At 35.7% G+C, this 24,561-nt stretch carries 26 protein-coding genes; 19 read left to right on the top strand and 7 right to left on the bottom strand.

What is annotated here, in order from left to right; genetic code table 11:
• Nucleotides 1-206: 206 nt before the first annotated feature.
• Nucleotides 207-1,010, top strand: a complete 804-nt coding sequence (gene suhB / locus A9G08_RS06865) for an inositol-1-monophosphatase (protein ID WP_065562966.1) — start codon at nucleotides 207-209, stop codon at nucleotides 1,008-1,010.
• Nucleotides 1,011-1,091: 81 nt separating this feature from the next.
• On the opposite strand, the gene A9G08_RS06860 is transcribed toward suhB, so the two are convergent.
• Nucleotides 1,092-1,406, bottom strand: a complete 315-nt coding sequence (locus tag A9G08_RS06860) for a winged helix-turn-helix transcriptional regulator (protein ID WP_416379940.1) — start codon at nucleotides 1,404-1,406, stop codon at nucleotides 1,092-1,094.
• Nucleotides 1,407-1,604: 198 nt separating this feature from the next.
• Between A9G08_RS06860 and A9G08_RS06855 the strand changes: the two genes are divergently transcribed.
• Nucleotides 1,605-3,794 (top strand): heavy metal translocating P-type ATPase, encoded by a 2,190-nt coding sequence (locus A9G08_RS06855; RefSeq protein WP_141673946.1) that lies wholly within the window; start codon nucleotides 1,605-1,607, stop codon nucleotides 3,792-3,794.
• A 37-nt stretch (nucleotides 3,795-3,831) separates the two neighbouring features.
• Here the strand turns inward: A9G08_RS06855 and tilS are convergent, their stop codons facing one another.
• Nucleotides 3,832-5,139: a tRNA lysidine(34) synthetase TilS gene (gene tilS / locus A9G08_RS06850; protein ID WP_065562964.1), complete on the bottom strand. Its 1,308-nt coding sequence runs from the start codon at nucleotides 5,137-5,139 to the stop codon at nucleotides 3,832-3,834.
• Between the two features lie 11 nt (nucleotides 5,140-5,150).
• On the bottom strand, nucleotides 5,151-6,368 hold the full coding sequence (metC, locus tag A9G08_RS06845; RefSeq protein ID WP_065562963.1) for a cystathionine beta-lyase: 1,218 nt from the start codon (nucleotides 6,366-6,368) through the stop codon (nucleotides 5,151-5,153).
• Between the two features lie 97 nt (nucleotides 6,369-6,465).
• Here metC and A9G08_RS06840 point away from each other — a divergent pair, with 97 nt between their 5' ends.
• Nucleotides 6,466-7,083: a 4'-phosphopantetheinyl transferase family protein gene (locus A9G08_RS06840; protein WP_065562962.1), complete on the top strand. Its 618-nt coding sequence runs from the start codon at nucleotides 6,466-6,468 to the stop codon at nucleotides 7,081-7,083.
• A gap of 68 nt (nucleotides 7,084-7,151) precedes the next feature.
• Here the strand turns inward: A9G08_RS06840 and A9G08_RS06835 are convergent, their stop codons facing one another.
• A complete protein-coding gene (locus tag A9G08_RS06835; protein ID WP_065562961.1) occupies nucleotides 7,152-7,925 on the bottom strand; it encodes a tyrosine-protein phosphatase in 774 nt (257 codons plus the stop codon).
• A 101-nt stretch (nucleotides 7,926-8,026) separates the two neighbouring features.
• Between A9G08_RS06835 and pepB the strand changes: the two genes are divergently transcribed.
• The 3 genes from pepB (at nucleotide 8,027) to A9G08_RS06820 (ending at nucleotide 10,763) form a co-directional block, all read left to right on the top strand.
• Nucleotides 8,027-9,307 (top strand): aminopeptidase PepB, encoded by a 1,281-nt coding sequence (gene pepB / locus A9G08_RS06830; RefSeq protein ID WP_065562960.1) that lies wholly within the window; start codon nucleotides 8,027-8,029, stop codon nucleotides 9,305-9,307.
• Nucleotides 9,308-9,365: 58 nt separating this feature from the next.
• Nucleotides 9,366-9,959: a tetratricopeptide repeat protein gene (locus A9G08_RS06825; protein WP_065562959.1), complete on the top strand. Its 594-nt coding sequence runs from the start codon at nucleotides 9,366-9,368 to the stop codon at nucleotides 9,957-9,959.
• 210 nt (nucleotides 9,960-10,169) lie between these two features.
• A complete protein-coding gene (locus A9G08_RS06820; protein WP_065562958.1) occupies nucleotides 10,170-10,763 on the top strand; it encodes a tetratricopeptide repeat protein in 594 nt (197 codons plus the stop codon).
• 82 nt (nucleotides 10,764-10,845) lie between these two features.
• Here A9G08_RS06820 and A9G08_RS06815 read toward each other — a convergent pair whose 3' ends face one another.
• Entirely contained in the window at nucleotides 10,846-11,415 is a 570-nt protein-coding gene (locus tag A9G08_RS06815) for a peptidylprolyl isomerase (protein WP_065562957.1), read from the bottom strand.
• Nucleotides 11,416-11,659: 244 nt separating this feature from the next.
• Between A9G08_RS06815 and A9G08_RS06810 the strand changes: the two genes are divergently transcribed.
• From A9G08_RS06810 to robA, 3 genes are all read left to right on the top strand, one after another.
• On the top strand, nucleotides 11,660-12,331 hold the full coding sequence (locus tag A9G08_RS06810; protein ID WP_176701525.1) for a phosphoribosyltransferase family protein: 672 nt from the start codon (nucleotides 11,660-11,662) through the stop codon (nucleotides 12,329-12,331).
• Nucleotides 12,332-12,433: 102 nt separating this feature from the next.
• Nucleotides 12,434-13,012: a Fe-S biogenesis protein NfuA gene (gene nfuA, locus A9G08_RS06805; RefSeq protein WP_065562971.1), complete on the top strand. Its 579-nt coding sequence runs from the start codon at nucleotides 12,434-12,436 to the stop codon at nucleotides 13,010-13,012.
• A gap of 85 nt (nucleotides 13,013-13,097) precedes the next feature.
• The gene (robA, locus tag A9G08_RS06800) at nucleotides 13,098-14,021 is read left to right on the top strand and encodes an MDR efflux pump AcrAB transcriptional activator RobA (protein WP_065562955.1); all 924 of its coding nucleotides are present in this window, start codon (nucleotides 13,098-13,100) and stop codon (nucleotides 14,019-14,021) included.
• 32 nt (nucleotides 14,022-14,053) lie between these two features.
• On the opposite strand, the gene trpR is transcribed toward robA, so the two are convergent.
• Together trpR and sltY are read right to left on the bottom strand one after the other, a co-directional pair.
• Nucleotides 14,054-14,344: a trp operon repressor gene (trpR, locus tag A9G08_RS06795; protein ID WP_218058433.1), complete on the bottom strand. Its 291-nt coding sequence runs from the start codon at nucleotides 14,342-14,344 to the stop codon at nucleotides 14,054-14,056.
• An 11-nt stretch (nucleotides 14,345-14,355) separates the two neighbouring features.
• Nucleotides 14,356-16,284, bottom strand: a complete 1,929-nt coding sequence (gene sltY, locus A9G08_RS06790) for a murein transglycosylase (protein ID WP_065562953.1) — start codon at nucleotides 16,282-16,284, stop codon at nucleotides 14,356-14,358.
• A gap of 163 nt (nucleotides 16,285-16,447) precedes the next feature.
• Between sltY and iscR the strand changes: the two genes are divergently transcribed.
• The 10 genes from iscR (at nucleotide 16,448) to rpsJ (ending at nucleotide 24,535) form a co-directional block, all read left to right on the top strand.
• On the top strand, nucleotides 16,448-16,903 hold the full coding sequence (gene iscR / locus A9G08_RS06785; RefSeq protein ID WP_065562952.1) for a Fe-S cluster assembly transcriptional regulator IscR: 456 nt from the start codon (nucleotides 16,448-16,450) through the stop codon (nucleotides 16,901-16,903).
• Nucleotides 16,904-16,940: 37 nt separating this feature from the next.
• Nucleotides 16,941-18,155: an IscS subfamily cysteine desulfurase gene (locus A9G08_RS06780; protein ID WP_065562951.1), complete on the top strand. Its 1,215-nt coding sequence runs from the start codon at nucleotides 16,941-16,943 to the stop codon at nucleotides 18,153-18,155.
• Nucleotides 18,156-18,170: 15 nt separating this feature from the next.
• The gene (iscU, locus tag A9G08_RS06775) at nucleotides 18,171-18,557 is read left to right on the top strand and encodes a Fe-S cluster assembly scaffold IscU (protein WP_065562950.1); all 387 of its coding nucleotides are present in this window, start codon (nucleotides 18,171-18,173) and stop codon (nucleotides 18,555-18,557) included.
• On the top strand, nucleotides 18,557-18,880 hold the full coding sequence (iscA, locus tag A9G08_RS06770) for an iron-sulfur cluster assembly protein IscA (protein WP_065562949.1): 324 nt from the start codon (nucleotides 18,557-18,559) through the stop codon (nucleotides 18,878-18,880). The genes iscU and iscA overlap by 1 nt, the downstream gene beginning before the upstream one ends.
• A 14-nt stretch (nucleotides 18,881-18,894) precedes the next feature.
• Complete coding sequence (gene hscB, locus A9G08_RS06765; RefSeq protein ID WP_065562948.1) at nucleotides 18,895-19,413, top strand: Fe-S protein assembly co-chaperone HscB; 519 nt, start codon at nucleotides 18,895-18,897, stop codon at nucleotides 19,411-19,413.
• Between the two features lie 38 nt (nucleotides 19,414-19,451).
• Nucleotides 19,452-21,311 (top strand): Fe-S protein assembly chaperone HscA, encoded by a 1,860-nt coding sequence (gene hscA / locus A9G08_RS06760; RefSeq protein ID WP_065562947.1) that lies wholly within the window; start codon nucleotides 19,452-19,454, stop codon nucleotides 21,309-21,311.
• 14 nt (nucleotides 21,312-21,325) lie between these two features.
• Nucleotides 21,326-21,664 carry an ISC system 2Fe-2S type ferredoxin gene (gene fdx, locus A9G08_RS06755; RefSeq protein WP_065562946.1) on the top strand — a complete coding sequence of 113 codons (339 nt, stop codon included), beginning with the start codon at nucleotides 21,326-21,328 and terminating at the stop codon, nucleotides 21,662-21,664.
• 190 nt (nucleotides 21,665-21,854) lie between these two features.
• Nucleotides 21,855-22,925: a PfkB family carbohydrate kinase gene (locus A9G08_RS06750; RefSeq protein WP_335340229.1), complete on the top strand. Its 1,071-nt coding sequence runs from the start codon at nucleotides 21,855-21,857 to the stop codon at nucleotides 22,923-22,925.
• A complete protein-coding gene (locus tag A9G08_RS06745; RefSeq protein WP_065562945.1) occupies nucleotides 22,922-23,857 on the top strand; it encodes a pseudouridine-5'-phosphate glycosidase in 936 nt (311 codons plus the stop codon). The genes A9G08_RS06750 and A9G08_RS06745 overlap by 4 nt, the downstream gene beginning before the upstream one ends.
• Before the next feature lie 366 nt (nucleotides 23,858-24,223).
• Nucleotides 24,224-24,535, top strand: a complete 312-nt coding sequence (gene rpsJ, locus A9G08_RS06740) for a 30S ribosomal protein S10 (RefSeq protein WP_006120582.1) — start codon at nucleotides 24,224-24,226, stop codon at nucleotides 24,533-24,535.
• Nucleotides 24,536-24,561 lie beyond the last annotated feature (26 nt).

Genomic DNA, 24,561 nt, shown 5'->3' with positions numbered 1-24,561 from the left:
ATAACTTTTATTATTAAATTTTGTTTTTTTATTACGCACCAGCTTATTTATTGCCCAAATTTTTACTTTTGCGATTTCAAATCTAGATCCCAACATAATCTGGCAATAAATCGATAAAACCTTTATACTATGCCCTAAATTTTAGTATGACTTTTTAAGTTTGCTAAATTAACCCGTTCTTTAACATCATCAATTGGAAGAAAATTATGCATCCGATGCTTAATATTGCTATTCGTGCTGCTCGTAAAGCAGGTAATGTTGCCATTAAGGCCTATGAAAATCCTAGTTCAATCGAAATTGATACTAAAGGTGCTAATGATTTTGCGACTAATGCAGATCGTGCCGCTGAAGCTTTGATTATCGAAACAATCAAAAAAGCCTACCCTGATCATACTATTATTGCCGAAGAAAGTGGCCTTGCTAAAGGTAGTGATGCTGATACGCAATGGATAATTGACCCAATTGATGGTACTACAAATTTTATTAAAAATATTCCACATTTCGCTGTGTCTATAGCTGCTCGTGTCAAAGGTAAAACCGAAGTGGCGGTCGTTTATAATCCAATGAGTAATGAGTTGTTTACTGCTGCACGTGGTAAAGGTGCTCAACTTAATGGTTATCGTATTCGTGTAAGTAATGCTAAAGATTTAGAAGGTAGTGTGCTTGCAACAGCTTTCCCTTTTAAAGCGAAACAACATAGTGATAGTTATTTTGCGGTTTTACAAAAGTTATTTACTAAATGTGGTGATTTCCGCCGTACTGGCTCAGCTGCGTTAGATCTCGCTTATGTTGCATCAGGGCGTTTAGATGGCTTTTTTGAAATTGGTTTAAAACCTTGGGATATCGCTGCAGGTGAACTGATTTTACGTGAAGCTGGTGGTGTGGTTACCGACTTTGCTGGCGGTAACAATTATATGGTTTCTGGTAATATTGTCGCAGGAAACCCGAAAATTGTTAGAGATTTGCTGGTGACGACTCAAAACGATTGGTCAGAAAAATTACGTAATTAATTTTAATTTCTTTCTCTAAATGCAGGGATGTATTGTCCCTGTATCTTGTTATTATACTTGTCATTAACCACGAACAGTAATTTATTGATCTAATGCGGTCATTGAACAATTAACTTGTAAGCCTTGATTATTTAGATAGTCACTGCCCCATAAATACATTGATTCAAGTACTGGTTTTATACTTTTGCCAAAATTAGTTAAAGAATATTCAACTTTAGGTGGTACCACCGGAAAAACCTGTCGATGAATTAAGCCATTTGATTCAAGTTCGCGTAGTTGTTGGGTTAGCATTTTAGCTGTGGCCGTTGGAATTTCTTTGTGTAACTCAGAAAATCTCATGGCGCTTTTGGACATCAATTTCCATAGTATTAGCGATTTATATTTACCACCAATCATATTAATTGTGACATCAACTGGGCAATAGGTAATTGTCTGGTCTTGTTTTTCACAATGGGGGTTGATAATCGAATTATTTTTCACTTGGTTATCTTTACAGTATCTTTTTGGGTAGTATATATCAAAAAGGTGCATTCTTGTTAAAAAGATAATTAATACTACAATATCTACCATACCTAAAATCAAGGAATGCCTCAAATGAAAACTATCGAATATAATTTTTTTGTTGAAGAGATGAGCTGCGCATCATGTGTTAGCCGTGTAGAAAAAGCATTAAGAAAGATTGATGGTGTGATTGATGTTAGTGTAAACCTTGCAACTGAAAAGGCCACCGTTAAGGCTAATGCTGATGTTAAATTAGAAACTTTAATGGCAGCAGTTGATAAAGCTGGTTACCATGCAGTGAAGATTTCCGAGCCGGAAATTCACGCTAAAGACGTGAGTAAGCAAGCATCAGTTTGGCCGATTATTATTTCGGTTATATTAGCACTTCCTTTTGTTTTGCCGATGTTATTTGAATTATTTGGAATTCATTGGATGATGCCCGCTTGGCTGCAATTAGTGATTGCTTCGATTGTACAATTTGGACTTGGCGCTAAATTTTATCGTAGTGGTTTTAATGCAGCTAAAGCATTGTCTGGGAATATGGATTTACTTGTTGCAATTGGTACCAGCGCTGCTTATGGGCTTTCTCTTTATCAGCTTATTATTGGTCATGCCGATCACCTCTATTTTGAGTCATCAGTGGTTATTATTACCTTGATCTTGATTGGTAAATGGTTAGAGTCAAGGGCCAAACATCAAACGACCCAAGCGATTGAGGCACTTTCTGCGCTTCGCCCTGAAGTGGCATTAGTTCGACAAGGGGAGCAAGAGGTGAGTTTGCCAATAAGTCAGGTTAAGGTTAATGATGTGGTGGTTATTAAACCCGGTGAGCGAATACCCGTTGATGGTATTGTTCTTGAAGGCGCATCAAGTTGTGATGAGTCTATGTTGACTGGGGAAAGTTTTCCGGTTACTAAAACACTCAATAGTACCGTAACCGGTGGAACTATAAATGGTGAAGGACTATTAATTGTAAAAACAACCGCTATTCAAGCTGATTCTATGTTGTCTAAGATTATTGCTATGGTTGAGTCAGCCCAAGCGAAAAAAGCACCAATTCAGCGTATTGTGGATCGGATTAGTGCTATTTTTGTACCCGTCATTTTATTGATTGCTTTAATTACACTGCTTGCTTGGGGCTTTATTTCTCATGATTGGCAGCAAGCTTTACTTCATGCGGTTGCGGTGTTAGTGATTGCTTGCCCATGCGCGCTAGGGTTAGCAACGCCAACAGCTATAATGGTTGGTACGGGGGTTGCTGCTCGTCATGGTATTTTGATTAAAGATGCCGAAGCACTTGAGACCTTACACAATATTAATACTGTAGCATTTGATAAAACTGGCACATTAACAATCGGTAAACCAGAGTTAGTTGAACTAGATGTGCTGGGCATGGAAACAGCCGATCAAATTCTTTCTGTTGCAGCATCTATGCAAGCAGGTAGTGAACACCCACTAGCTAAAGCAATATTAGCTAAGGCTAAATCCTACAGTTATGCACAAAATATTACATCAATCGCGGGTTCAGGAGTGATGGCAACGATTGATAGCCATGAATATTATTTAGGCAGTCTGCGTTGGATGAAAACGTTAAATGCCTATTTTGTAGATATGCAGGATAAAGTTAATGAGCTTACGCAAAAAGGTTACACAATTTCATTTTTAGCCAAACAGCAATCAGAAAATAGTATTGTGATATTAGCCATATTCGGTTTTTCTGATGTTATTAAGCCTGAAGCGAAAAGTGCTATTGATGCATTACGTCAATTAAAGGTAAATACGGTTATGTTAACCGGTGACAATCAACAAGCTGCTAATTATGTAGGACAGCAATTAAATTTAGATAAAGTTATTGCTGAAGTTTTGCCTCAAGATAAAGCGAACTATATTTATCAATTACAAAAAGATAGCCAAAACAATAATCAAAACAATAATAAAGTTGCCATGGTTGGTGATGGTATCAATGACGCACCGGCTTTAGCTGCCGCTGATATTGGTATTGCAATGGGGACGGGAACTGATGTGGCAATGCATACGGCCAGTATTACTTTAATGCGTGGCAATCTATTTTTAATTGCCGATGCTATCGATATTTCTCGAAGAACTTATAATAAAATTAAACAAAACCTATTTTGGGCGTTTTTCTATAATTTAATTGGCATACCTCTCGCTGCTTTAGGCTTTTTAAATCCAATGATAGCCGGTGCAGCAATGGCACTGAGCAGTGTGAGTGTGGTGACAAATACGTTGTTGTTGAAGCGATGGAAAGCTCGTTCTGAATAATTTGATATTTTATAAATTGAGGAGACGGATTGTCTCCTTATTTTTTATTTATAAGGTTAAACCCAACTTGTGATCCTTTACCTTGCTCAGTAACAAATACCCCAACTGCGGTAATGAGTTGTTCATTATAATAAATTAAGGGAATACGCGTGCGCATCCAAGGTGGAATATGATGCTCTTGCCACAATTTTTTTATCGATCGCGATCCCTTGCGTTGAACAATTTGAAATTCTCCTTGAGCATGAAATCGGACTGATACGGTTTCATCATTTTGTGGTAAACGACAAGTTAAATCGGTTTGGTTATTGAGTTGTAATATACCTAAATTATCCGGCAAGGTTAGTGAAGCGGTTAAATCCCAAGGTAAAATTTGTTGCTCAATATCTTGATACAAAGGTAACAAATACAGCTGATTTTGATATCGGCGAATTTGCCAATTATGCAAAATAAATCGCGGATTAGCATCTTGTTTAGCTTGAATAACCGTATGCCAAATTAGTGAAAGTTGCTTTTGGCTTGGCATTCCAATATGTTGCTCTTTGAACCACATTCGCAACATTGCATTACGTTTATATTCTGAATAATCATATAATGGTTGAAGGCTAAGTTGCTTCTTATCACCAATAATATTTTTAAATTCTGGAAATAAAATTTCATGTATTAATGCTTCTTGCTGTTGGCATAATTCTGCACTACGAGCAACCATTTGTGAAAAATGAGGCCAACGATGATTAAGTGTTGGTAGAACATTTAAACGTAAAAAGTTGCGATCATAATGGTCATCTTGATTACTTTCGTCCTCTATCCAACTTAATTGGTGTTGATTGGCATATTGCTCAATTTCTTGACGTGAAATTGTGAGTAATGGTCGAAGGTGTTGACCATTTTCAAGTGGCATACTTGATAATCCAGCTGGACCACTGCCACGTTTTAAGGCTAGAAAAAAAGTTTCACTCTGATCATCAAGATGCTGAGCAGTACATAAAAACTCATTATTTTTTAAATGTTGATAAATGGCTTGATAACGGGCTTCTCTAGCTTGTTCTTCAATATTGCCTGCCGTTTTATCAAGTTTGACTTTTTCAATAATCAAAGGGACTTGCCAAACTAGGCATTGTTGTTTGCAATGTTCAGCCCAATTATCGGCATTTTGACTCAAACCATGATGGATATAAATTGCTCTGAGTTGTAAATTTTGCAACTGTCGCTTTAAATTGACTAATGCTTGCATTAAAACGGTTGAATCGACCCCACCACTAAAAGCGACTAGTAGCGATTGCCGACCGTTTAGATGTTGTAAAATAGTTTGTTCAATCACATTGTCGCTCTTTGTTTGATGACCCATCTGCTATCCATTTATACTAAACTTTGTAATGCATTAACCTTGTTTTTATGTAGTTTGATTCTATCCAAACCAGCAGCCAAATCGGCAATTAAATCATCAGGATCTTCAAGACCGATATGTAATCGGATTAACGTACCAGTGAAATCAATGCCGGATATTGGTCGTATTTTTGCCAGATCTTCGGGTTGGTTGGCCAATATTAGTGATTCGAATCCACCCCATGAATATGCCATTGAGAAGTGAGTCATATTATCTAAGAAATCAGATAATTGCACTTCGCTTAAATGATCGTTAAGTACAAATGAAAATAGACCACTAGCGCCACTAAAATCACGTTTAAAAAACTCATGTCCTTTACAACTTTCAAGTGCTGGATGATTAACGGTTGCCACTTTGGGGTGATTAGCTAACCAATTTGCCACTTTTATACTGCTTTCATGATGTTGTTTTAATCTAACGGCTAAAGTTCGCAATCCTCGTGCTGCCATATAAGCGGTATCTGCATCACACATTTGCCCCATTAAATAGGAACGTTCACGTAATTTATCCCAACAGCGTTGATTGGCAACAGCCGTTCCTAGCATGGCATCTGAGTGACCAATTAAATACTTTGTACCGGCTTGAATTGAGATATCAACATCATGCTCTAACGCTTTAAATAAAACACCTGCTCCCCATGTATTATCCATCATAATCACAATTTCTGGATTTACGCTGCGGATTGCTTTAACAATTGCAGGCACATCATGCAGTTCCATGGTAATTGAGCTTGGTGATTCAAGAAATACCACTTTAGTATTCGGTTTTATATATTTAGTAATATATCGACCAATGAGTGGCGGGAAATAATCGGTTTCCACTCCAAAATCTTTAAGTATATGCTCGCAAAATTCTTGGGTTGGTTCGTAACTGGCTTCTGATATCAGAATATGATCTCCTGCTTTTACAAAAGCTAAAATGGCATTTGCAATTGCTGCTGCTCCACAAGGATATAGGTAACAGCCTGCTCCTCCCTCTATTTCTACCATGGCATCTTGCAAAGCAAAATGAGTTAAAGTGCCACGACGACCGTAAAATAGAGCCCCTTTAGTACGATTTTCCATTGCTTCTTTTTTTGCTTTGATTGAATCAAAAACTAGCGATGAAGCTCGCTGAATAACGGAATTGACTGCACCTTGGGTATAGCGTTTTTTTCGACCAGCATGAACTAATTTTGTTTGTAATGACATGATGCATCCTTAGTGATCTGATAAATTTCGATAACAGTTAGCATAGCATGCTGTTAAAATAGTAAAAAATAATTTTTGTTTAAACTGGCTTACACACATGGTAATTGTCAAACTTGCCCATTTAGATTCGGTGGAATTAAATTATTCTCTGTTATCACCACAAGTTATTAATGATGCGGAATCGTTAAATGGAACACGTAAAAAACAGTTTTTAGCTTGCCGTTCAATATTAGCGAGTTTGCTTAAACAATATTGCCATATTGATACTTTGCCGAGGATGATAATTGCCGACAATAATCGCCCAGGCTTTTTAGATAGTCATCTTCCTGATTTTAATATCAGCCATAGCCAAGATTGGGTAGCCGTTGCAATTTCGCTTAATGGTAAAGTTGGGCTCGATATTGAAGTTTCTCGACAACGTCAAAATTATCTGAATGTTGCCAAAAGTTTTTTTGCTAATGATGAATATCAGTGGATGTTAGCGCAAAGTAATACTTTAAACGCCTTTTGGCAACTTTGGACATTAAAAGAATCGGCGCTTAAATTATATGCCAAAGGGGTTTGGCAAATGAAATTGGTAAAAGTAGATATTGAAAACCAATTAATTAGCGCGCCGTTTGGTCAGCATTTTTATTATCATTATCAACAACAGGCACCAGTTCATCTTGCTGTAAATCATGATAAACCTATCACAAATTTTGTCTTACAATCTTAATGCATTAGCAATTAGTTACTGACAGCTTTTTGATAAACGTAAGGTGGCTGTCCAAACATTAAGCTAATTTAAATCAGATAAATATCTTGAAGAATTTTTCTGTTTTTATCGTCCAATTGATATTCTTTTGCTAACCAATTATCGATAGTGTCATAACGTTTTTTTATTTCATCAATAGCTGCGGTTAAAAACTCTTTTTTAGCCGCAAAGATGATCTTATGTTTTTCAAGTTCTTCTGGCGATAATTTACTTTTATTTTCGCTAAGTACGGCTTCACGATAGTCGTTTAAATAGCGTTCGGTAAGCAAATAATCTTTCATAACAATTTCTTCACTCACACCTAATGCAAATAAGGTTAAAGCGACACCGATACCAGTTCTATCTTTACCTACAGCACAGTGTTGGACTAAAGGTCTTCCGTTAGCATTAAGTAATAGTGATGTTAACTTTTTATACGCAAGATTATTAAAAGGTAACAATTGATAAAGCTTAACCATAAAATCAAACGGTGAGTATTTTTTTAACACAAAAATATCCTTACCTTGTTCACTCGTTAAGCTTGCCGTAAATTCATCACTTAATGGATTGGCTGGGATATTAATATATTGGCTATTGTTCCAAAGATTATCTGGATGACGATCGATTTCATGTTGATCGCGATAATCTAAGACATAATGTAAATTAAGCTCATCAGATAAAAAATCTTTTTCATCATCACTTAGGCGTGAAAACTCACCTGAACGATACAACATTCCAGTTCGAATTTTGCGACCATCACTAGTCTTAATTCCACCTAAGTCACGAAAATTGATTCCATTTTTGATCGGTACAACTGATGTCATTATAGGTCCTTATTTATGCTTAACTTTGCTTGCTATATTAGCATGTTTCTGATTAGAATTGATTCATTGTTTTCGCATTATTATTGCTTGAGGAATTTATTATGTCGATGTTATCTATATTACTTTCGGAAAAACCTGCTCCATCAAAGTGGGGTAAAGATGCATTACTCAGTTTTTCAGAAGATGCTGTTACTATTCATTATCGACCTGAGCATCGGCATGGTGCTATTCAACGAGCTGCACGAAAACTAGATAATCAAGGTATTAGATCGGTTAAATTGAGTGGTGACAATTGGGATTTAGAGTCATGTTGGCATTTTTGGATGGGTTATCGTAATGCCAAGAATAATAATAAAATCAGTTGGCCAAAGCTAAGTAATAAAGATAAACAAGAACTAAAAAATCGCTTAGCCATTATTGATTGGTGTCGAGACATTGTTAATCAACAAGCGGAAACATTAAGCCCTTTCGAACTGGCAACGCAAAGTGCAAACTTAATTAGCCATTATTCCTCTGATGTAGCTTATAACATTATTTCAGGTGAAGCATTAAAAGAGCAAGATTATATGGGGATCTACACAGTTGGCAAAGGGTCTCAACGACCGGCTGCCTTGCTTGAGCTTGATTATAATCCTACTAAAAATCCTAAAGCACCAATCATTGCTTGCTTAGTTGGCAAAGGAATTACTTTTGATTCAGGTGGATATAGCTTAAAACCAAGCAGTTTTATGGAATCAATGCGATCGGATATGGGGGGAGCTGCATTGGTGACAGGGGCTCTAGCCCTTGCGATTGCACGTGGAGTTAAACACCGTATCAAACTTTATTTATGCTGTGCAGATAATTTGGTAAGTGGTAACGCTTTCAAACTTGGCGATATCATTCGTTATCGTAATGGTAAAACAGTGGAAGTTGATAATACCGATGCCGAAGGGCGTTTGGTTTTGGCTGATGGATTAATTAGTGCTGATAATGATAACCCCAATTATATCATTGATTGTGCAACCCTTACTGGGGCAGCAAAGATTGCTGTAGGTAATGATTATCAATCATTACTTTCATTTGATGACAAATTTGCTAATCAGTTATTAGCAAGTAGTCAAGCTGAACATGAAGCCTTTTGGCGATTACCATTAGCTGATTTTCATCGAGCCCAATTCCCATCTTCGTTTGCAGATATGGCAAATTCTGGATTACCGAACACCGCTGGTGCAAGTACGGCAGCGGCATTTTTATCCTATTTTATTAAAAATTATAAAAAAAATTGGCTCCACATTGACTGTTCAGCAACCTTTCGTAAAAGCGCAACCGCATTATGGGCAACAGGTGCAACAGGTATTGGCGTAAGAACGCTTGCTAATTTATTAAGCAAATTGAAGTAAACTGTAATAAAATTGAATCGCTAAGTTATTTATAAATATATAAGGAATGAGGAATAGTATGAAAAAGTTATTAACACTGATACCCCTTTTATTTTCAGTTTCTGTCTATGCAAGTGATTGTAAAACAGAATTTGAAAAAGAAAATTTTGAAAAAGCTTTTGAGGCATGTACAAAAGAAGCGCCGGATGGTGATTCTGTTGCACAGTTTTATTTAGGGGTTATGTATGATAAAGGCGAAGGTACTGAAGAAGATAAACAAAAAGCTTTTAATTGGTACTCTAAAAGTGCTGAACAAGGTGACTCTGATGCGCAATTTAATTTAGCAGTTCTGTATGATGATGGCGAGGGTGTAGAGCAAGATAAAGAAAAAGCTGTATTGTGGTATACAAAATCGGCAGAACAAGGTGATGCCGATGCTCAGCATAATTTAGCTATTATGTATGATGAAGGTGATGGTATAGCTCAAGACAAAAAAAAGGCAGCATTTTGGTATAAAAAAGCAGCAGATCAGGGCAAAGCTGAATCAATGAATAATTTAGCTGTTATGTACTATGAGGGCGAAGGTGTTGAAAAAGATAAAGCTTTAGCCAAAAAGTATCTAAAACAAGCTTGTTCATTGGGGCTACAAATTGCTTGTGATAATACTTTGTAGAAATAATTAAATAAATTAGAAAAACTATCTTCAATATGAAGATAGTTTTATACAAAAGCATTTATTTCAATTAATTGAAAAGCGTTTGATTATCTTTAATCTTGATAATTAAAGGTGAATTTAAGAATTGTTTATAATATTTATCAATAATTTTATAGGTACTAAATTTCTAATTAAGCTATTGTTTATTATAGTGAAATAAGGAAAGCCATGAAAAAAATATTATGGATTATATTATTATTTTTTCCCGCCGCTCACGCTAGCCAGTGTGAACTAAATTTTCATAAAATAAATTTTGAAAAGTTTTTCGCTCAATGTCATCAAGAAGCAGAACAAAATAACCCTAATGCTCAATTCAATTTAGCACTTGTATATGATGAGGGTAAAGGCGTTGGGCAAGATAAACAAAAAGCAGCTTATTGGTATACTAAAGCGGCAGAACTAGGTCACCTTGAAGCCCAATTCAATTTAGCGCAGATGTATTATCAAGGCGATGGAATTGAGCAGGATAAACAAAAAACTCTTTTTTGGTACACTAAAGCTGCAGAACAAGGTTACTTAAATGCTCAAAACAATTTAGCAGCTATGTATTTTAATGGTGAAGGAACCGAAGCGGATAAACAAAAGGCATTTTTCTGGTTTGAAAAAGCGGCAGCACAAGGTAATCCTTTTTCACAGTACAATGTCGCTATCATGTACTATAATGGTAACGGAGTGGAGCAAAATAGATCGTTAGCTAAAGAGTATTTCAAGCAGTCTTGTGATCAAGATTTTCAAAAGGCTTGTGACGAATTAGAAAAATAATACTATTATTTGATGATTTGAGAAAAACCACCTTAAATCATTAAGATGGTTTGCATGAAATATTTATTGGTTTTAAATAAACTTATTGTTTATCTTCAACAACTGTAACTTTTTTAATATAAACTGGCTCAACAGGCACATTTTGATGTGGTCCCATACGTTTAGTTGGTACATTCACAATTTTATCAACAATATCCATTCCTTTGGTGACTTTTCCAAAAACAGCATAGCCATATTTTTCTGGTCCTTTGTAGTTGAGGAAATCGTTATTCACAACATTAATGAAGAATTGGCTAGTTGCGCTATCTACTGCATTGGTTCTTGCCATTGCGATAGTTCCACGATCATTTTTTAAGCCATTATTAGCTTCATTTTTGATGGGTTGTTTAGTTTCTTTAAATTTTAATTGATCATCAGCACCACCACCTTGAATCATAAATCCAGGAATGACACGATGGAATGTTAGATTTTCGTAATAACCACTATTAGCATAATCAAGAAAGTTTTTCGTAGTGATTGGAGCATGTTCGCTATCTAACTCAACTTCAATATCGCCCATGCTGGTTTGAATTAATACTTTAGTATCAGCCAAAGTAATGGTTGAAAAGAGGGTTAATAATATTCCTATAAGTAACACTTTGATTTTTTTCATTTTATGAATCCTTATTATTATGTTGCCGGAAAATTATACCGAATATTGGTTTAATTGAAATCATAAATATGCAAAATCAATTAAAATTTTGTGTGATAAATCGCAATATTTTTCTAAACCAGTAAAAAATGACTTATATTCACTATAATCCAGAATATTATTAAATTTATATTCTTCTTTATGACTATTTTTAAACCATTAATTAGCTCAAAAACCCCGTTCCTCAACTTTTTTCTGAATGATGATGCGATGTATTTTATGTAATATGCCTTTGGTGCTATCTCACCATGGAATTTGCAGCCAATGTATAGAAAACTTACCGAAGCTAAATAAAGTTTGCCATCAATGTTGCCTTCCTCACTCATTATCAACAAATGAATGTTACCGATGCCGAGAGAAAAGACCTTATTGGGATGAAATGGTGGCTGTAACAGGCTATATCGATCCATTAAAAAAATTAATTCAACATTTAAAATTTCATAATAAAATCGAATTAACCAACGCATTAGCTAGGCTAATGTTTTTAGCCTGGTATCAACGTCGATTAAGTGATGGCCTTGCTAAACCTGACATTGTGACTTGTGTCCCTTTACACCATTTTCGTTATTGGTCTAGAGGTTTTAATCAAGCGGCATTATTGGCTAAGCCAATAGCTAGATGGTTAAATCGAGAATTTAAGCCTCACCTATTGTCGCGAAAATTTGCAGCTCGCGATCAGAAGAACCTATCGCTTAAGCAAAGAATGAGTAATGTAGAAACACTTTTTCGATGTCACTCTGATTTAACCAATCAATCGGTAATGCTTATTGATGATATTGTTACTACCGGTAATACGATAAATGTTATTAGCCAGCAATTAAAAGAGAGTGGTGCCGCTTATGTGCAGGTAGTTTGTTTGTGTCGGACCGTCTTGTAAAATCCAAAACACCCCCTATAATAACCAAGAGAGTAAGTCAACTATTATCGATGATGTTGAGGATTATCAATGTCAATCGTGTCAAAGTGAGGGATTATGTCTATTATTACCATTTCTGAATCAGCTCAACAACATTTTAAAAAATTGCTTGCTAATCAGCCTGATGGTACTCAAATTCGGGTTTTTGTTATTAATCCTGGCACGCCATCTGCTGAATGTGGGGTTTCCTATTGTCCGGCAGATACTGTTGAAGATGGTGATATCGAAGAAGAACAACAAGCAGGTTTTTCTGTTTATATCGATGAAATTAGTGCACCTTTTTTAGAAGAAACCGTGATTGATTATGTGACAGATGAATTAGGTTCACAGTTAACTTTAAAAGCGCCAAATTCAAAAATGAAAAAGGTTGCGGATGATGCCCCATTAATTGAACGCGTTAATTATGTTATTCAAGCTCAGGTTAATCCTCAATTAGCTAGTCATGGTGGCCATGTTAGCTTAGTGGAATTGACTGAAGATAATTATGCTATATTGCAATTTGGTGGTGGTTGTAATGGTTGTTCAATGGTTGATTTTACTTTAAAAGAGGGTATTGAAAAGCAATTGCTTGCGGAATTCCCTGAATTAGCAGGCGTTAAAGATATTACTGAACATCAAGCGGGAAGCCATTCTTATTGTTAAAAATTTTTCGATTTAAATCTTGCTTATTGCTGGGATTAAGTCATAATCGCATGATGTCTGCCAATTCACTTTATGATGGGGTTTTATGAATCAAGTTAGTATTATTTCAGATCTTATCGTTTGGATTGAAAAAAATTTGGAGCAGCCCTTATCTATTGATAATGTTGCCCAAAAATCAGGTTATTCAAAGTGGCATTTACAACGGATGTTTAAAGAGGTAACCGGTCAAGTGCTCGGTACTTATATTCGTCACCGCAGATTAACTTATGCGGCATTATCTTTGCGAATGACAAGCAAACCTATTTTAGATATTGCTATGCAATATCGTTTTGATTCACAACAAACTTTTACCCGATCTTTTAAAAAACAATTTAATGAAACACCAGCCAGCTATCGACGAGGTGAATTTTGGGATCCAACTGGCTTAACCCCGGCTATTGAATTAAATAAAAATCGACTCTCTTTACCTGAACCTAAATTCGTTAATATGCCAAAGCAAACATTTTGGGGAATTTCATATAAGAATAACTGTAATTTGAGCCAAATTTTAGATGAAGAAAATAAATTAAGATCGCAGTTTTTTCATAATTATCTGTCTCATTATGAGAACAAGAGTGAATGTTTACCCGACAAAATCTTTGCTTTTAGTCGTATTTTAAAAAGTAAAGATAATGCTAATGAGCAAGAACTTTTATATACCATTGCTTTAGATCACAATAACAATTTGGAGCATATTGAGCCTTTTGTTAGTGAAGGTGGTTTATATCTTTGTTTTAAATATATTGGTCCACCAGAAAATTTTAGTGATTTTATTTCTCAAGTCCATTTAGCGGCGATGCCAGCCTTAAAAGTGCGATTGCGTAGTTCAAGCTGTTTAATTGAAATCCATCATAATCACCATGATGATTCTGTAAAATGTTTTGAAGATATCCTTAGCATGGAATGTGATTATTGTGTCCCTGTTGTGGCGGATGAAGAAGTCAATATTCAATCAAACCTATCGTTATAACATGCTATCGTCATGAATATTGACGATAGTTTTTAGTCATTAGAGTTCAATAAAATCTTTTCTAGCCATGCTTTAAATTCAGGTGTTGCTTCTTTTAAACTGTTTGAACCTCTGGTGACTGTTGCAATACCGATTTTCAGTTGATCTTTAAGCTGGCGCTGATTAATTGATCCATCAAGTAATGAGCGTACAATTTTGACTCGTGTAATTAAAGCATCACGTTCATCAGATGTCATCAGTAGTTTTAAAATATCTAATGAATAACCGTTATTAAATGCTTGGTGTAATATTTCAACCGTTTGGTTCCATTCTTTAGTTTTCATGTAATGCACCATTAGTATTGTCTATTAAATTCTTTTTTTGTCAGTATATGTGGGGTTTGTTCCCCTAAAATGTGCTGATAAATATAATCATATACTAATACACTTTTGACATAATTTCGTGTTTCATTGAAAGGAATACTTTCAATAAATTCGACTGCATCAAGTTTTCCGTTGCTATTATTCAACCATTTTTTTACTCGGCTTGGACCTGCATTATAGGCTGCTGAAGATAAAATACGGTTATTATCATTTTGTAAATAAACGCTGTTTAGAAAATAAGTGCCTAATTGTACATTAGTCATAGGCTCAAATAATTGGTTTGGTGAATTATAGCTAATGTTGGTGACTTTTTTGGCCGTTTCTTTTGCTGTTGCTGGCATTAATTGCATTAAGCCACTTGCTCCGACAGGAGACTGTATTGCTGCATCAAAAGCACTTTCTTGACGCGTGATGGCTAAAGCGTAAGATAGCGGAATAGCTTTATCTTTTAAAGCTTCATTATATAGCTTTTTGTACATGATAGGTAATCGTTCTGTCCAATTATCCCATAATTTTCCAGATATTGTTGCTTGAATACTAAGATCTCCCCAGCCCTTGTGGTAAGCATATTGAGCTAAATCGAGATATTCATTTTCTTTTGCTTTAAGTATATAACGCCATTCTTGTTTTGATTCCGCTAGCATACCTAAAAACCTTAGCTCTTTGATTCGAATGGCAAATGGTTTTTGATCATATTTGGCTTTCAAAGAATTTACTTCTGTTGTTGGCAGTTTTTTAGATAAATTATTGATTATATATGGTTGATTAAGTGCTTGAGCACTGATCATTCCATAAAAACCTCGGTTGTTGCTCAATGTTTTTAAAATATTTTTGGCTTCATTGGTTTTCTTATTTTTAAGTAATACTCTGGCTTGCCAGTATTGCCATTCTTCTTTTAATTGGTCTTCTGGCTTTAATTGTTTTATCCAATGAGCAATATCTTTGTAGTTATTTGCATCAATAGCCATGCGAATACGTTTTTCAACTAATGCAGTATCATGGCTTTTAGTTAGGTAATTATCTCGCCATTTGCTCTGTTCTGTTGTTACTGAATCACTAAAATAGCTATTTGCTAAGCTACTTTGTAATCTATTTTGTTCCTCATCAGTTAGATTCTGTTTTTTTATCAGTTGTGGTAACAATGCTGCCGCAAGATTTTTGTCGGCTTTGACTAAACGAGGGTAAGATGCTAAGACTATTTTTTTGGTAAATGTGCTGGTTTTAATGTTTTTGGAAAATTCGTCAAGTTTTCTTGGATTATCAAGCACGGCCAATAAATAATTTGTTTGATTATTGTCATCTAATAAGTTGGTTAAATGACGAGCGAGTTTTAAATTATTGCTTTCAAATGCAAGCTCAATACGAGATAAAATAAGATTTGATGTACGTTTTCCACTTTTTGACCATGCATCCAACAATGGATCACACGCTGAAGGTAATTCTTTCCCCGTTAACCATAGCGATTCGACACTATCTAAAACCGATTTGTCATTATTTTTTTGTAATTTTGCATATTTATATCGACAATTAGAGCTAATTGAATTGTCTTTAGGAAAAGAGACTATGGCATTCCAATCTTTGCGATTTGATAGTTCATTCAAATAAGCTTGCGTTAATGATGAAGTTAATGGAAAGTCATCATATTTTTTTACAAAACTACTGACGAGTTGTGGTGGTACCGTTTTGATATTTTTTTGAAAAAACTGCACAGCCGCATAAGGATAAAGTGAGTAATTATTTAATTGTTTTAGTAATGCTTGTTGCTCATCATAGTTTAATGATTGATAGGTGTTTTGCCATCTTTGATAATTTTGGCGCAACTCATGTTGTGATGCTTCTACAAATAGACTGTTTGCCAATAAAGTGCTTGATATTAAACACCAACGTATTACTAAATTCATTCCTTAACTCCAGTATCAAATCAGCCTATTAGATTAGCATATTTGGTTATATTTCGTCGATGATGAACTGATAACTTAATTCCCACTAAAATAGTCAACTAAATACTTGACTAAAATTAAAGGATATATAAAATATTTATTATTAAATATAGAGGAATGATTAATGAAATTGACATCAAAAGGACGTTATGCGGTTACAGCTATGTTAGATGTAGCGCTGCATTCTGGTTCCGGCCCTGTATCACTTGCTGATATTTCAGAACGTCAGGAAATTTCACTATCTTATTTAGAACAACTTTTTTCTAGGTTGCGTAAAAATGGTCTAGTCTCAAGTGTAAGAGGTCCTGGCGGAGGTTATGTACTTGGCCGTAGTATGGATCAAATTGCGATTAGTTCGATTGTTAAAGCAGTAGACGAAACTGTTCATGCAACCAAATGCCATGGGCATACTGGATGTCAAAAAGGTGTAAGATGCCTTACTCATAGTTTATGGAATGATTTAAGTGAACGAATAAACGATTTTTTGACCAGCATCACGTTAAGCGAACTAGTGAATAATCAGGAAGTAAGAGCTGTCGCAAATCGACAAAGTCATCTCCATCACGCCAGAATTAATTAAAGAAATAGAATACAGAATTTGTAATTGGGAGTAATTAATGAAATTACCTATTTATATGGATTATGCAGCCACTACGCCTGTTGATCCAAGAGTAGCTGAAAAAATGATGCAGTATTTAACACCGGATGGTGTTTTTGGAAATCCCGCTTCACGTTCTCATAAATTTGGTTGGCAAGCAGAAGAAGCTGTTGACATAGCGCGTAACCAAATTGCTGATTTAATTGGTGCAGATTCACGAGAAATTGTTTTTACATCAGGAGCGACAGAAGCAGATAACTTAGCCATTAAAGGTGCAGCACATTTCAATCAAGCTAAAGGTAAACACATTATTACCTGTAAAACTGAACATAAAGCCGTACTTGATACTTGTCGTCAATTAGAACGAGAAGGTTATGAAGTTACTTATTTAGCGCCAGAATCAGATGGTATACTTAACATTGATAAATTAGCTGCGGCAATGCGTAGTGATACAACAGTGGTATCTATTATGCACGTTAATAATGAAACTGGCGTTATTCAAGATATCGAAAAAATTGGTGAGATGTGTCGTGAAAGAGGTATTGTATTTCATGTTGATGCAACCCAAAGTGTTGGTAAGTTGCCAATTGATCTGTCTAAATTAAAAGTCGATCTTATGTCATTTTCTGGACATAAAATCTATGGACCAAAAGGGATTGGTGGACTTTATGTTAGACGTAAACCTCGTGTGCGCATTGAAGCTCAAATGCATGGTGGAGGTCATGAACGCGGTATGCGCTCTGGTACATTACCAGTTCATCAAATTGTTGGTATGGGCGAAGCTTATCGCATAGCCAAAGAAGAAATGGCTACAGAAATGCCCCGCCTTTTGGCATTAAAAAACCGTTTATGGAATGGTTTAAAAGATATCGAAGAAGTCTACCTTAATGGTTCATTAGAACATAGTGTTCCTAATATCTTAAATGTAAGCTTTGCTTATATTGAAGGTGAATCACTTATGATGGCTTTAAAAGACTTAGCAGTATCATCAGGTTCTGCATGTACATCTGCAAGTTTAGAACCATCTTATGTATTGCGAGCATTAGGACTTAACGATGAACTTGCACATAGCTCAATTCGATTCTCACTTGGGCGATTTAGTACCGAAGAAGAAGTGGATTATGTTATTAAGTTAATTAAAGATTCTATCGGTAAATTAAGGGATCTTTCTCCACTTTGGGAAATGTTTAAAGATGGTGTTGATCTAACAAAAATTAAATGGTCAGCCCATTAAAATTAGGAGCAAATTATGGCATACAGTGATAAAGTCGTCGATCATTATGAAAATCCCCGCAATGTTGGCTCTTTCGATCAAAATGATCCTAATGTTGGTAGTGGAATGGTTGGCGCCCCAGCGTGTGGCGATGTAATGCGATTACAAATCAAAGTTAATGATGATGGTATTATTGAAGATGCTAAATTCAAAACTTATGGTTGTGGTAGCGCCATTGCTTCAAGTTCATTAGTGACTGAATGGATCAAAGGTAAATCGTTAGATGAAGCTGAAGCGATTAAAAACACAGATATCGCTAAAGAACTTGCCTTGCCACCGGTTAAAATTCACTGTTCAATTTTAGCCGAAGACGCAATTAAAGCGGCAATTGATGATTATAAATCCAAAAAAGGACAACGTTGATGGCAATCACATTAACTAATAGTGCAGCCAATCGAGTTCAAGCTTTCTTAGCTAATAGAGGTAAAGGGGTTGGACTCAGATTAGGCGTGAGAACCTCTGGTTGCTCAGGTATGGCTTATGTCCTAGAATTTGCTGATGCTATTAATGACGATGATAGTGTATTTGAAGATAAAGATATCAAAGTTATCGTTGATAAAAAGAGCTTAGTTTATATTGATGGAACAGAGCTTGATTTTGTCAAAGAAGGCCTAAACGAAGGCTTTAAATTCAATAATCCTAATTCTAAGAATGAATGCGGTTGTGGCGAAAGCTTTAATGTTTAGTTGGGACATGAATTTTGACTAATTATTTTGAATTATTTCAATTACCGATTAAATTGCCAATTGATAATGGTCAGTTAACGGTCAATTATCAACAGTTACAACGGCAATATCATCCTGATAATTTCGCTCAGGTAGCTGATAATGAAAAAGTGGCAATTATTCAGAAGTCGGCAATGATTAATGATGGCTATCAAACATTAAAAAATCCGATAAAAGCGGCTGAATATTTGTTATCTTTGCAGGGATTTGATGTCGCTACAGAACAGAATATTATTCACGATGCTGATTTTTTAATGGAACAATTCAGTTTGCGAGAAAAATTGGATGATATTGAAAGCCAAAATAATCTTGATCTTTTAGATAATTTTTATTCGGAAATTTCAGAACGAAAAAAACAAGTCTATCAGCAATTATTGGATTATATTTCGAAACAAGATTGGCAAACCGCACTTAATCAAATCTATAAAATCCGTTATCTGGCTAGGTTGATTGAACAAATCGAAAAGTTACAAGAAAAGCAATTTGCTTTATAATTTAAGATTAAGTCACACATCAATTAGAGATAGATCAAATGGTATTATTACAGATTAGTGAACCAGGGCAAACACCAGAACCTCACCAGCGTCGTGTAGCAATTGGTATCGATCTTGGAACAACTAATTCCTTAGTCGCAACAGTTCGTAGCGGACAATCCGAAGTATTGCCTGATTTAGAAGGCGATGCCTTATTGCCTTCAGTTGTGCATTATGGTGTTGATCATGATGATAATACTATTATAACTGTCGGAAAAAATGCTAAAACTAATGCGGCAAGTGATCCATTAAATACTGTTAGTTCTATAAAACGTTTAATGGGAAGAAGTTTATCTGATATTGATATTTCGCGTTTTCCTTATACGTTTTCCCAAACTGATAATGGTGTTCCTTTATTAAATTTACCTAATCAACAAGTTAATCCCGTACAAGTTTCATCTGAAATTTTGATTGCTTTAGCTGAACGTGCTAAGCAGAGTTTAGCAAGTGAAATTGATGGGGCGGTAATAACCGTACCGGCTTATTTTGATGATGCGCAAAGACAAGCAACTAAAGATGCAGCTAAATTAGCTGGACTGCATGTTTTAAGATTATTGAATGAACCAACCGCTGCTGCGATTGCTTATGGTTTAGATTCAGGCAAAGAAGGGGTGATTGCTGTTTATGATTTAGGGGGTGGTACGTTTGATATTTCTATCTTGCGCTTACATAAAGGGGTATTTGAAGTTTTAGCAACGGGGGGCGATTCTGCGCTTGGCGGTGATGATTTTGACCGATTACTTGCCGATTATTTAAAAAGACAAGTCGGTCTAGAAAATAACACTGATCCCCATATCAACCAAAAAATTATTGATGAAGCGGTTAAAGTCAAAATTGCACTAAGCCAGAAAGATTCTGTTTTAGTCAACATAGAAGGTCAATCTTTAACTATAACGCGTGAGCAATTTGAAACGCTAATTGAACCTTTAGTCAAACGAACGTTGGCGGTTTGTCGTCGAGCATTAAAAGATGCTCAAATTAATGTTGAAGAAGTTAGTGAAGTTGTGATGGTCGGTGGTTCAACACGAGTGCCATTAGTAAGACAATTGGTTGGTCAATATTTTGAAACCGAACCTTTAACTTCAATAGATCCAGATAAAGTTGTTGCCATTGGTGCAGCAATACAGGCGGATATACTGGTTGGCAATAAGCCTGATTCGGATATGTTATTGCTTGACGTGATTCCTTTATCATTAGGTATTGAAACGATGGGCGATTTAGTAGAAAAAATCATCCCTCGTAATAGCACAATACCGTGTGCGAGAGCACAAGAATTTACCACATTTAAAGATGGCCAAACGGCTATGATGATTCATGTTTTACAAGGTGAACGAGAAAGTGTTAATGATTGTCGATCATTAGCAAAATTTACTTTAAGGGGCATTCCTCCTATGCCAGCAGGTGGAGCTCATATTCGAGTTACCTTTCAAGTTGACGCTGATGGCCTATTAAGTGTCACTGCAATGGAAAAATCGACAGGAGTTGAGGCTGCAATTCAAGTTAAACCATCTTATGGACTGACAGAAAATGAAATTGCGACCATGATTCAAGATTCAATCAATTATGCAAATCAAGATAAACAAATAAGAATGCTTGCAGAGCAGAAAGTGGAAGCAGCACGAGTTCTTGAAACATTGCAAAGTGCTTTAGATAAAGATGCCGATTTATTAGATGAAGAGGAACTTAACCTCATATTACAGGCTAAAAATCAATTACAGCAAGCGACTGGATCTGATGATTATTATTTGATTGAGCAAGAAATTAAACATGTTGATAATGCAACGCAAACTTTTGCAGCAAAACGCATGAATAGATCAATACGCCATGCCTTAACCGGGCATAGCGTTGATGATATTTAACCAATGAGATTATTATGCCAAAAATTACCTTTTTACCAAATGCTGATCTTTGTCCTGAAGGAAAAACTGTTGAGGCAGAAGAAGGCGAATCTATTTTAGAAGTTGCTTTGCGCAATGACATTGAAATTGAACATGCTTGTGAGATGTCTTGTGCTTGTTCAACTTGCCACTGTATAGTTCGAAAAGGATTTGATTCACTTGAAGAGAGTGATGAACAAGAAGATGACATGCTCGATAAAGCTTGGGGCGTTGAGCCTCATAGCCGTTTAAGTTGTCAAGCTCGAGTGACCGACGAAGACCTTGAAGTCGAAATTCCAAGATATAGCTTAAATCACGCCAAAGAAGATCATTAATTAGTCGCCTTTATGGCGACGTGATTTCCTTAAAAACCCCGTTCCTCAACTTTTTTAATTGTGATAGTTATCACATTTTATCAATCTAGTTTATTTGTTTGCTTTTAACCTTTTCATAATTCTGCTATTGTCAAAAAATAAACATGTGTTTAAAAATAGACAGGTGTTTATGAATAAAAGAGAAAAATAGATCCTCACAATTATTCGCAATAATCCTTTCATTCAACAGCATGTTATTGCTGGTATGTTAGGCATTACCCGTTCTAGTGTGGCAGGTTATATTATGACGCTGACTCAAAAAGGCTATATAAAAGGAAAAGGGTATCTTTTATCTGAAAATAATCATGTTGTTGTCGTTGGTTCATGTAATATGGATGTGACTGGTTATTCAGATAAGCAATTAGTTTATGGAGATTCTAATCCCGGTAAAATTCGTTGCACACCTGGTGGTGTAGGGCGAAATATTGCTGAAAATTTAGCGTTATTAGGGCTTGATACATACCTTATTTCAATGATAGGTGATGATTTTTATGGTGCGCAACTTATCGAACATACTCGAAAATCCGGCGTTAATATGGATCATTGCCACGTGGTAAAAGGAGATCGTACTTCAACCTATCTTTCTTTACTTGATGAGTCAGGTGAAATGGTGATAGCTGTTAATGATATGGATATTATTAATAAGTTAAACCCAAGCTTATTAAATGAATCAAAACAGTTAATTCAACATGCTAAATTACTGGTTATTGACTGTAATTTGCAACAAGAAGCTCTGACATGGCTATTTAGTAATGCTGGCTCTATTCCGATTTTTGTTGATACTGTTTCAGCATTTAAATCCTATAAAATCAAAGATTGGTTATCATATATTCATACCTTAAAACCAAATCGTTTAGAGGCCGAAATTTTAAGTGGAATAAAAATCGAAACCAATGATGATACTCCTAAAGTAGTTGACTGGTTCCATCAGCAAGGTGTTCAGCGAATTGCCATTAGTGCTGGAGCTGATGGCGTTTACTATAGTGAAATCGATGGTGATCGTGGTTGGTCCGCGCCAATTCCTACCGACATTGTTAGCGTAACTGGTGCTGGTGATGCGATGCTGGCAGGGCTTGTACAAGGTTATTTGGATGGACTGAATTTTTATCAAAGTGTGAAATTTGGTCAAGCCTGTTCATCATTAACATTATCATCAGAATTTACTAATAATCCTAATTTATCAATTAATTGTGTTCAAAATATTTTGGAGTCCCTTTCATGAACAATATGCCTAAGTATAATCAATATCTTGATATTTCGCCTGAAGTCAAACGAGCGCTTGAAAATAATCAACCTGTCGTTGCTTTAGAATCTACTATTATTTCACATGGTATGCCTTATCCACAAAATGTGGAAACAGCATTAAAAGTGGAAGAAATAGTCAGAAAAAATGGCGCAATTCCTGCAACGATTGCGGTAATTAATGGTCGTTTAAAAGCGGGATTATCCAAAGAAGAGATCATCATTCTTGGTAAAGAAGGGTTAAATGTAACAAAAGTGAGTCGTCGTGATTTACCTGTTGTTGTTGCCAATAAACAAAATGGTGCGACAACGGTTGCAGCTACAATGATTATTGCTGAATTAGCTGGTATTCGAGTTTTTGCAACCGGCGGGCTTGGTGGTGTTCATCGAGGTGCTGAGCATACCTTTGATATTTCAGCCGACCTTCAAGAACTCGCTAATACTAATGTTGCGGTAGTCTGTGCTGGGGCGAAATCAATTTTAGATTTAGGTTTAACAATGGAATATCTTGAAACATTTGGTGTACCTGTGGTTGGTTATCAAACAGAAAAACTGCCATCGTTCTTTAGCCGAACTAGTCCGTTTGATGTTAGCGTAAAACTAGATAGCGCTAAACAGATTGCTGACATGATTAAAGTAAAATGGGATTTAGGTTTAAATGGTGGAGTTGTGGTTGCAAATCCTATCCCCACACAATATGCAATGGATGAAGCGTTAATTACGGCAGCAATTGAAAAAGCATTAAAAGAATCAGTTGAGCAAGGAATTAAAGGTAAAGAGACTACCCCATTCTTGTTAGCGAAGGTGGTTGAGTTAACTGGTGGTGATAGCTTAGAAGCAAATATCAATCTTGTTTTTAATAATGCAAAATTAGCATCTGAAATCGCGATGAGTTATTGCAATATTAAATAAAAATGATGTATTGAGGCGCATTTTGATAGTCAGACTTGAGTGACTGATAGCGACATAAATATGCCCAAAAACCCCGTTCCTCAACTTTTTTGATAGCTATTAATGATCATATTTTCTCTATCTGTATGATAATTAATACTTGATGTTGATTAACTAACGGGGTATAATCCCGCCACTTTGTTTATTGTCTTTATGTAAGCAAATGAGTAAAAAGATATAATCTTTATGTAAAAATATTGAATTATATCAACAATATTCCCGATTTGGGAATTACGAAAAAGAACGGATTACACTCTCCTGTCAATCGAAACAGGGCAAGAGGAGTAATCTTTTGTTATAACTTTTAAATAGTGGAGCTCTGGTCTCATGTCGAACCAAAGAATCCGTATTCGGTTAAAAGCGTTTGATCATCGTTTGATTGATCAATCAACTGCTGAAATTGTAGAAACTGCGAAGCGCACAGGCGCACAAGTTCGTGGTCCTATTCCATTACCGACACGCAAAGAACGTTTCACCGTATTGATTTCTCCGCACGTAAATAAAGATGCGCGTGATCAATATGAGATTCGTACTCACAAACGTCTAGTTGATATCGTTGAGCCAACTGAAAAAACAGTTGATGCTTTAATGCGTCTAGACCTTGCTGCCGGTGTTGATGTGCAGATCAGTTTAGGTTAATCCTAAGCTGAATGATTGAGAGGTCT

This window comes from Gilliamella sp. wkB195 (genome assembly GCF_001690445.1).
Lineage (GTDB): Bacteria > Pseudomonadota > Gammaproteobacteria > Enterobacterales > Orbaceae > Gilliamella > Gilliamella apicola_E.
Note: the sequence above shows the minus strand (reverse complement) of the source record. Positions and strands in the feature narration are given on the sequence as shown.

Bases quoted from the DNA above. Each gene is read 5' to 3' on its own strand.
- suhB (WP_065562966.1), top strand. From the start codon at position 207: ATGCATCCGATGCTTAATATTGCTATTCGTGCTGCTCGTAAAGCAGGT.
- A9G08_RS06860 (WP_416379940.1), bottom strand. From the start codon at position 1,406: ATGATTGGTGGTAAATATAAATCGCTAATACTATGGAAATTGATGTCC.
- A9G08_RS06855 (WP_141673946.1), top strand. From the start codon at position 1,605: ATGAAAACTATCGAATATAATTTTTTTGTTGAAGAGATGAGCTGCGCA.
- tilS (WP_065562964.1), bottom strand. From the start codon at position 5,139: ATGGGTCATCAAACAAAGAGCGACAATGTGATTGAACAAACTATTTTA.
- metC (WP_065562963.1), bottom strand. From the start codon at position 6,368: ATGTCATTACAAACAAAATTAGTTCATGCTGGTCGAAAAAAACGCTAT.
- A9G08_RS06840 (WP_065562962.1), top strand. From the start codon at position 6,466: ATGGTAATTGTCAAACTTGCCCATTTAGATTCGGTGGAATTAAATTAT.
- A9G08_RS06835 (WP_065562961.1), bottom strand. From the start codon at position 7,925: ATGACATCAGTTGTACCGATCAAAAATGGAATCAATTTTCGTGACTTA.
- pepB (WP_065562960.1), top strand. From the start codon at position 8,027: ATGTCGATGTTATCTATATTACTTTCGGAAAAACCTGCTCCATCAAAG.
- A9G08_RS06825 (WP_065562959.1), top strand. From the start codon at position 9,366: ATGAAAAAGTTATTAACACTGATACCCCTTTTATTTTCAGTTTCTGTC.
- A9G08_RS06820 (WP_065562958.1), top strand. From the start codon at position 10,170: ATGAAAAAAATATTATGGATTATATTATTATTTTTTCCCGCCGCTCAC.
- A9G08_RS06815 (WP_065562957.1), bottom strand. From the start codon at position 11,415: ATGAAAAAAATCAAAGTGTTACTTATAGGAATATTATTAACCCTCTTT.
- A9G08_RS06810 (WP_176701525.1), top strand. From the start codon at position 11,660: ATGCGATGTATTTTATGTAATATGCCTTTGGTGCTATCTCACCATGGA.
- robA (WP_065562955.1), top strand. From the start codon at position 13,098: ATGAATCAAGTTAGTATTATTTCAGATCTTATCGTTTGGATTGAAAAA.
- trpR (WP_218058433.1), bottom strand. From the start codon at position 14,344: ATGAAAACTAAAGAATGGAACCAAACGGTTGAAATATTACACCAAGCA.
- sltY (WP_065562953.1), bottom strand. From the start codon at position 16,284: ATGAATTTAGTAATACGTTGGTGTTTAATATCAAGCACTTTATTGGCA.
- iscR (WP_065562952.1), top strand. From the start codon at position 16,448: ATGAAATTGACATCAAAAGGACGTTATGCGGTTACAGCTATGTTAGAT.
- A9G08_RS06780 (WP_065562951.1), top strand. From the start codon at position 16,941: ATGAAATTACCTATTTATATGGATTATGCAGCCACTACGCCTGTTGAT.
- iscU (WP_065562950.1), top strand. From the start codon at position 18,171: ATGGCATACAGTGATAAAGTCGTCGATCATTATGAAAATCCCCGCAAT.
- iscA (WP_065562949.1), top strand. From the start codon at position 18,557: ATGGCAATCACATTAACTAATAGTGCAGCCAATCGAGTTCAAGCTTTC.
- hscA (WP_065562947.1), top strand. From the start codon at position 19,452: ATGGTATTATTACAGATTAGTGAACCAGGGCAAACACCAGAACCTCAC.
- fdx (WP_065562946.1), top strand. From the start codon at position 21,326: ATGCCAAAAATTACCTTTTTACCAAATGCTGATCTTTGTCCTGAAGGA.
- A9G08_RS06745 (WP_065562945.1), top strand. From the start codon at position 22,922: ATGAACAATATGCCTAAGTATAATCAATATCTTGATATTTCGCCTGAA.
- rpsJ (WP_006120582.1), top strand. From the start codon at position 24,224: ATGTCGAACCAAAGAATCCGTATTCGGTTAAAAGCGTTTGATCATCGT.